Genomic DNA, 250 nt, shown 5'->3' on the forward strand with positions numbered 1-250 from the left:
TTTATTCCAAATTCATTTTCTAATGTCATCTTTATAGACCTAGAGCCTCTTTTATATCCACGGTGATTAAATGCTTTTAATATAATATCTCTTGATTTTATATCTCTATCTTCTTTTATATCCCTATCTTCTTTTATATCCCTATAATCTTTTGTTTTAAGGAACCTATAATAACCAGAAGTGGATACATTAGCTATCTTACACAAATGCCTTACCATTCCAGTTAAATTAAAATTATAAATCAAACCTT

1 pseudogene is annotated in these 250 nt (G+C 26.8%); it reads right to left on the minus strand.

What is annotated here, in order from left to right:
- Window positions 1-250, minus strand: a pseudogene (locus tag K0040_RS20490) (IS3 family transposase); the annotation flags it as partial.

The organism is Terrisporobacter petrolearius (assembly GCF_020748185.1).
Taxonomy (GTDB): domain Bacteria; phylum Bacillota; class Clostridia; order Peptostreptococcales; family Peptostreptococcaceae; genus Terrisporobacter; species Terrisporobacter petrolearius.